The organism is Nitrosomonas sp., assembly GCF_040256045.1.
Taxonomy (GTDB): domain Bacteria; phylum Pseudomonadota; class Gammaproteobacteria; order Burkholderiales; family Nitrosomonadaceae; genus Nitrosomonas.
This window is the reverse complement of sequence record NZ_JBDZWD010000075.1, coordinates 1-7,480: the sequence shown is the minus strand read 5'-3', so window position 1 is coordinate 7,480 and position 7,480 is coordinate 1. Positions and strand designations below refer to the sequence as shown.

Sequence of the window (7,480 nt, the reverse complement as noted above, 5' to 3'; positions counted from 1 at the left end):
TACAACCGGTTTACTGCGAGATAATGCCCGCGCACTGCTGCGTGAATACAATGCCCGCAATGGCGTGATTTACAACGCACGTTGCGGAGTATACAAATGAATGGTGGCACACCTGCTGGCTGATAGGGCCAGGGAAGCAACTGCGAAATAACCCCCATCACTTTCTTAAAACACCTTTGCGGTCAGGAGGATTTCATGCCCCTCGACTTTGCTACGCTCGAAACCTTGCGTACCCACCATCCCGCATGGCGCCTGCTGCGTTCGGATCATGCATCGCTGATAGTCAGTTTTTTGCATCGTGTGTTCGTCGTGCCTAACGTACGGGTGATGGCAGTTGTAGATTTGGCTGAGGCACTGGAAGATGAGCTGTATGCGCTGCGATTGCAACAGGGCGAGACAATTTTCCCCAAGACAGCGCATGAATATCTGGATGACTGGGCTGCGCCGGAAAAAGGCTGGTTACGCAAGTTCTATAAGCCGGGAACAGATGAAGCGCAATTCGACCTTACTCCTGCTACTGAGAAAGCGATTGCCTGGTTAGTGCAGCTTTCCGAGCGACAATTCGTTGGCACAGAATCACGCCTGCTTACGTTGTTTGATTTGCTCAAGCAAATGAATGAAGGCAGCCAGGTCGATCCGGCCATACGACTCGATGTGTTACATAAAAAGCGCGATGAGATCAATGCTGAAATTGTTCGGGTACAGGCAGGTGAAGTATCGTTGCTGGACGATACTGCACTAAAAGATCGCTTTCAGCAATTTATGCAGGGCGCTCGCGAATTACTCTCCGATTTCCGCGAAGTGGAATACAACTTTCGCCAGCTGGATCGGCGTGTACGTGAGCGGATTGCCTTGTGGGAAGGCAGCAAAGGTGAATTACTGGACGAAATCATGGGGGAGCGCGATGCTATTGCCGATTCGGATCAGGGCAGGAACTTCCGTGCTTTTTGGGATTTTCTGCTCTCCAGTCGTCGGCAGGAGGAACTGACCAAATTGCTGGAACGAGTTTTGCAGCTCCCGGTGGTGATTGAATTACAGCCGGATGCTCGCACCCGTCGTGTGCACTATGACTGGCTGGAAGCGGGTGAGCATACCCAGCGTACGGTGGCGGCGCTATCTCAGCAGCTGCGCCGTTTTCTTGATGATCAGGCGTGGCTGGAGAATCGCCGCATCATGGATATTCTGCATGGTATCGAGAGTAAAGCGCTGGTACTGCGTGAAACACCGCCCGCAGGCACCGTGATGGAGATGGCGGCAGCACAGGCTGATATTGAATTGACGATGGAGCGTCCATTGTTCACACCGGCAATTAAGCCCGCTATTACACAGCTTGTGCTACAGGCGGGGGATGAAAATATCGATCCTTCAGCATTGTTTGATCAAGTAGTCGTAGATAAAGTCAGGATAACCCGCCATATTAACCACGCGCTGCAAGACAAGGCACAAATAACGCTGTATGAGCTGCTATCCATGCAACCCTTACAGCAAGGATTGGCTGAGTTGATTGCTTATTTGCAGCTGGGTAGTGATTCATATAAAACGGTGCTGGATGAAGATACCCAGGAGCCGGTTCGCTGGCAAGTGATGGATGACAAGGGAGAAGAGGCGATTCGAATCGCGCATTTACCGCGCGTCATCTTCATGCGCTGACTGAAAAATAACAAAAGGGTATCTCTAAAGAATCTCTGAAAACCACCTGCATTGTCATTTCTGCGTTAAAAGCCGGTTCAAAATTCTTATTTATCACATATAAACTCTGTTTTTGCTGACTTTTGCCTTGAACTGACCAACGTTATGATTTATTTGAAGGGTCAATTTTTAGAAGCACTAAAAAAATGATGCAACAGGACTTCGAAGAGATTACTGCTACCTCTGATTTATCTGCTTTGCTGATCAGCTTGCTAAAAGGTGTGCAATACCGCGAGCAGAATGAGCTGCAATGGAGCAATCTGCTGAACCTGCAGACTCGTGTGCGTGACTATGTTGCTGTACTCAATCTTGAACTGGTTATCGATGAATCTGAAGGTTACGCCTTTTTGAAAAGCTGCCCGAAGGTGGAAGATGATCATTCGGAGCCATATCAGCAATACTTACCTCGCCTGATTGCCCGCCGTCCGTTATCGTTTCCGGTCAGTTTACTGCTGGCACTACTGCGCAAGAAACTCGCTGAATTTGATACAGGTGAGAGCGGTACGCGTCTAGTGCTTTCCCGCGATGAAATCGTCGAACTGGTGCGGGTTTTTTTGCCCGAAGGCTCCAATGAAGCGCGACTGGTCGATCAGATTGAATCCACTATCAACAAAGTGATTGAATTGGGTTTTTTGCATAAGTTGAAAGCAGGCAACCACAATGCGGCCGGTCAGCAGACCAGTTATGAGGTGCGACGTATCCTGAAAGCTTTTGTCGATGCACAATGGCTGGCTGAGTTCGATGCACATCTAGCAGTTTACCAGTCTGCACTGGCGGAGGTGGCGCCAGCAAAAGAAGTTGGAGAAGCGGAAGGCGAATGAAATGCAAACGTTGAGTCTTGATTTTCTGGCAGATGATACGTTGTCAGGTTTCCGGCTTTCCCGACTGGAAGTGTTCAACTGGGGTACGTTTGATGGCCGTGTGTGGACATTGCAGCTGGACGGGAAAAACGGTCTGCTCACTGGTGATATCGGTTCCGGAAAATCTACTCTGGTGGATGCCATTACTACCTTGCTGGTGCCAGCGTATCGTGTTGCTTACAACAAGGCAGCAGGTGCGGATAGTAAAGAGCGGACGTTACGTCCTTACGTGCTGGGACATTACAAATCCGAACGGAATGAAGTAACCGGCGCGGCCAAACCGGTTTCTCTGCGGGATCAGCACAGCTACTCCGTGATACTGGGTGTTTTTCACAACACGGGATATGACCAGACCGTCAGTCTGGCGCAAGTATTCTGGATGAAAGATGTTCAGGGGCAGCCCGCCCGGTTTTTTCTCGGAGCAGAACGGGATTTGTCGATTACGACCGATTTTGCCAACTTCGGCACAGATATTACGGCGCTGCGTAAGCGGCTGCGCGGATCGGGTGCTGAACTGCACGACAGTTTCGAGGAATACAGTAAATGGTTCAGGCGGTGTTTTGGTATCGCCAATAAACAGGCACTGGAGCTGTTTCACCAGACGGTATCGATGAAATCAGTCGGTAACCTGACCGATTTCGTGCGCAGCCATATGCTGGAGCCTTCAGAAATTGCGCCGCGTATCCAGGCGTTGATCGGTCACTTCGATGATCTCAACCGTGCGCATCAGGCTGTGCTTAAAGCGCAGCATCAAGTGAAACTGCTCACACCGCTGGTGGCTGACTGTAAGCGCCACGATACACTGGTAGTGGAAGCAAATCATTTGCGGCGATGTCGTGACAATTTGCGCAGTTACTTCGCTCAACTGAAACTGGCACTGCTGGATAAACGACTCGGCTTACTGCAGGAAGAATGGATTCGGGGGGATGCACGAGCGCAGCGATTGGATATTGCTCGTCAGGAACAGGCCGGACAGATCGATGAACTGAAACGCGCCATCAGTGATAACGGTGGAGATCGGTTGGAGTGGCTTACAGCCGAGATTCGCAAAAAAGAGCAGCTGCGCGATACACGTAGAGCCAAAGCCGGGCGCTATCAGGAGCTGATAACGGTGCTGGGTGAAACAGCAATGGCTGATGAAGTTGCTTTTGCCGCGCAGCACGAGCGCTTCAAAGAATGGCGTGAAGAAATTTATCATCGTGAAGTCGATTTGCAGAACAGCATGACTGAATACGGTGTGACCCTGCGTCAGGGTAAACAGGAGCATGAGCAGCTCACGGCTGAAATCGACAGCCTCAAACGCCGGCGTAGCAATATCGACGATCAGCAGATCCGGATTCGCACAGCATTATGTGCCGCGTTGAAACTGGATGAGGATGAGATGCCGTTTGCCGGCGAACTGCTCCAGGTGCGCGAAGAAGAACGTGACTGGGAAGGTGCTGCCGAACGTTTATTGCGGGGATTCGGTTTATCGCTGCTGGTGCCGGACACATACTACAAGGCAGTGGCCGAGTGGGTGGATAGCAGTCATTTGCGTGGGCGCCTGGTTTATTTTCAGGTTGCCCGTCAGCGCAAAACGGCAGATTTGCCGGAACTGCATCGTGATTCACTGGTGAGAAAGCTCTCGATCAAACCGGATTCGCCGTATTACAGCTGGCTGGAATCTGTGCTTGTTCGGCGTTTCGATGTTGCATGTTGTGCAACACAGGAACAGTTTTGCCGTGAACCGCGCGCCATCACCCGTGCTGGCCAGATCAAAGATCCGAATGGTCGGCATGAAAAAGATGATCGACATGCTATTTCTGATCGTAGCCGTTATGTGCTGGGCTGGAGCAATACCGCCAAGATCAATGCGCTGGAAACCAAATGTCGTCAGCTTGAAATCCATTTGGGGGAGGTGGCCAATCAGATCAGTCAGATTGAAGCTGAGCGCAGAGGATTACAGAAACGGCTCGATGCACTTACCCGGCTGGAGGAATTCACCAGCTTTGAGGAGCTGGACTGGCCAGGCATGGTGACCGAGATCGTTTCCCTGGAAGAAGAACGCCGTGCACTGGAGCAAGCCTCTGATGTGCTCAAACAGTTGAATGAGCGTTTGCGGGCATTGCAGCAGGCGATCAGGGATACTGAGGAGGAATTGCAGGCTGCACGCGATCATCGTGCCAAAGTGGAACAGCGTCGTGCAGATGCACAAGAATTGCATCAGCAGACCGTAAATCAGTTGCAGGAATCGCCGGTTGATGCGGCATTGACAGCAACATTGGAGGAAATACGTACAGAAGCGCTTGGTGAACACCAGCTTTCAGTGGAATCCTGCGATAACCGCGAACGGGATGTGCGCGATCGATTACAGGCAAAAATTGACACACAAGATCGGCAAATCAAGAGTGCGAGTGAAAAAATCATCAAAGCCATGGCTTCATTCAAGGAAGCTTTCAAGCTTGAAACAGCCGAGATGGATGCCAGTCTGGAAGGTGCTTTTGAATATGAAAACCTGCTCAATCAGCTCAATCAGGATGCTTTGCCGCGTTTTGTCGCCCGCTTCAAGGAGCTGCTGAATGTCAACACCATCAATGAAATTGCCAGTTTCAATGCACAACTGGCGCGCGAGCGAGAGATCATCAAGGAGCGTATCACTTACATCAACAAATCGCTGGGTGAAATCGACTATAACCCGGGGCGCTATATCGTGCTGGAATCGCAGATCAGCCAGGATGCAGAAATTCGTGATTTTCAGCAGGAACTGCGCGCGTGTACCGCAGAAGCGCTTGCCGGATCGGATGATACGCAGTATTCCGACGCCAGATTTCTGCAAGTCAAGGCCATCATTGACCGGTTTCGCGGCCGGGAAGGATTGTCAGAGCAGGATCGGCGCTGGACAGCCAAAGTGACCGATGTACGCAACTGGTTTATGTTTGCTGCCAGTGAGCGTTGGCGCGCCGATAACACTGAGCATGAACATTATTCTGATTCCGGCGGTAAATCCGGTGGGCAAAAGGAAAAACTGGCTTACACCATTCTGGCGGCCAGTCTTGCATATCAGTTCGGGTTGGAATGGGGGGCAGTACGTTCACGTTCCTTCCGCTTCGTGGTGATTGATGAAGCCTTTGGGTGAGGTTCGGATGAATCAGCCTAATACGGGCTGAAACTGTTTCAGAAACTCAATTTGCAGCTGTTGATCGTTACGCCGCTGCAAAAAATCCACATCATCGAACCGTTTGTTGCCAGCGTAGGTTTTGTCCACAACGAAGGCGGTCGAACCTCACGGTTGCGCAATTTATCCATCGAGGAATATCGGGTACAGAAATCCGGTGCAATGGTAGCCGGATCGATCGCCCCAGACGTTCAGTAATGGCCTGGACAACCTCAAAAGATCTGAGAGCACAGTTGGTGCGGCTGTGGGAACGAGGTGAGTTGTTGCGCGATGCTGTCACAGGACAGGTGCGTTTCCCGCTGCGATTGGCGCTGAGAGGACCCTCGTCAACAGACATCACCACACAATTTGATGTCATTCGCCCCTGGGCGGCAGAATTGAGCAGCATCCGTTTTTTGCGGGTGGAATGGCAGGAAATGCGTCATCGAGTGCAGGGATTACAGCAACTTCCTGCCAGTGCCTGGATCGATTCGTGCGAGGATGCGTTAGGCTGGATCGGTAAGCGTAGTGAATGGCAGCAATTTTCAGCCGTGCTGGAAGCAACCCGACAACAATGTCCGCCATTGCTTGTCTGGCTGGAGAAGCGCCCTTTACAGGCGCTTGAACTGGAAGCAGACTGGCTGCGTTTGCTGGCAGTGGTGGCATGGATAGCGCAGCATCCCGGGCCGGGGATTTATCTGCGCCAAGTTGATTTACCCGGCGTGCACAGCAAATTCATCGAAACACACCGTGCTGTACTGGCCGAATTGCTGGATCTGGTATTACCGGCAGACCGTATAGAAACTACTCAAACAGGGATCGCCCGATTCGCCGCCCGTTACGGTTTTCTGGAAAAACCCGCCAGGATACGTTTCCGTATTCTCGATCCTGAAATTCCGGCAATTACCGGTACATCGTGTCCGGATATCACTTTGGATGCAGGCAGTTTCAGTCAGCTTTCTCTCAATGTTCGGCACGTATTCATCACCGAGAATGAAACCAATTTTCTGGCTTTTCCTGGTTTGGGTAGCCTGGCCGGTGCAATTGTTATTTTTGGTGCAGGGTATGGACGGGAAGCACTGGCTCAGGCGCGTTGGCTGGAGCGGTGCGCCATCCATTACTGGGGTGATATCGATACCCATGGTTTTGCCATTCTGGATCAGTTGCGAGGACATTTTGGGCATGTCCAGTCGATACTCATGGATCGGGCCACGCTTGAGGCACACATAATTTTCTGGGGGCGAGAAGAGAAACCGCAACGCAACGATCTGCACCGGCTGACTCAGGAAGAGCTGAGTCTTTACAACGATTTGCGCGATAATCGTATTCGCGAGGAATTACGCCTGGAACAGGAATGCCTGGGATTTTGCTGGGTGCGTGAACGGATCAATCGACTGTTGTCATCAATCTGAAGAAATTTGAATTCATCAGGAATACCTTCATGAGCCCTATCGGACAACATTCTTCAGCGATCTCGAAAGAAAGCGCTGGATCGCTCCTGACAAGCTGCGGCCTAACGTAGTGCGAGGTGAGCGACACCCTCGCGTGGTTGAGCCATACGAAGTATGGCGATGCCCAAGAGGGCGTAGCGGTGAAACCGTGTTCGCTCGAGTGAGGGGTTATACGGCGCTGCGCGCCGTTCCCCGAAATAGCACCTCGCACTACGTTATTCGGACGCGCAGCGTCCGAATAACTGCAGTTTATAGGGTAATGTGTCTGGCAATCCAGGATTCCGCTGAGCACTGCTTGCAGTGACAGGAAAAATACGGAAAACTGTCGATCACGACGGTTAAAAGTT

At 51.4% G+C, this 7,480-nt stretch carries 5 protein-coding genes and 1 pseudogene; all 6 read left to right on the top strand.

Going from position 1 to position 7,480, the window contains the following annotated elements; all coding sequences use genetic code 11:
* Nucleotides 1-100, top strand: a pseudogene (locus ABUL11_RS11290) (nucleoside deaminase); the annotation flags it as partial.
* 95 nt (nucleotides 101-195) lie between these two features.
* Nucleotides 196-1,650, top strand: coding sequence for a DUF3375 domain-containing protein (locus ABUL11_RS10680; protein WP_350283837.1), 1,455 nt, complete (start codon nucleotides 196-198; stop codon nucleotides 1,648-1,650).
* A gap of 185 nt (nucleotides 1,651-1,835) precedes the next feature.
* Complete coding sequence (locus ABUL11_RS10675; RefSeq protein WP_350283836.1) at nucleotides 1,836-2,510, top strand: DUF4194 domain-containing protein; 675 nt, start codon at nucleotides 1,836-1,838, stop codon at nucleotides 2,508-2,510.
* 1 nt (nucleotide 2,511) lies between these two features.
* Nucleotides 2,512-5,664, top strand: coding sequence for an ATP-binding protein (locus ABUL11_RS10670; protein WP_350283835.1), 3,153 nt, complete (start codon nucleotides 2,512-2,514; stop codon nucleotides 5,662-5,664).
* A 51-nt stretch (nucleotides 5,665-5,715) separates the two neighbouring features.
* Nucleotides 5,716-5,901, top strand: coding sequence for a hypothetical protein (locus ABUL11_RS10665; RefSeq protein ID WP_350283834.1), 186 nt, complete (start codon nucleotides 5,716-5,718; stop codon nucleotides 5,899-5,901).
* Nucleotides 5,901-7,094: a DUF3322 domain-containing protein gene (locus tag ABUL11_RS10660; protein WP_350283833.1), complete on the top strand. Its 1,194-nt coding sequence runs from the start codon at nucleotides 5,901-5,903 to the stop codon at nucleotides 7,092-7,094. Before ABUL11_RS10665 ends, ABUL11_RS10660 begins: the two co-directional genes overlap by 1 nt.
* Nucleotides 7,095-7,480: the final 386 nt, after the last annotated feature.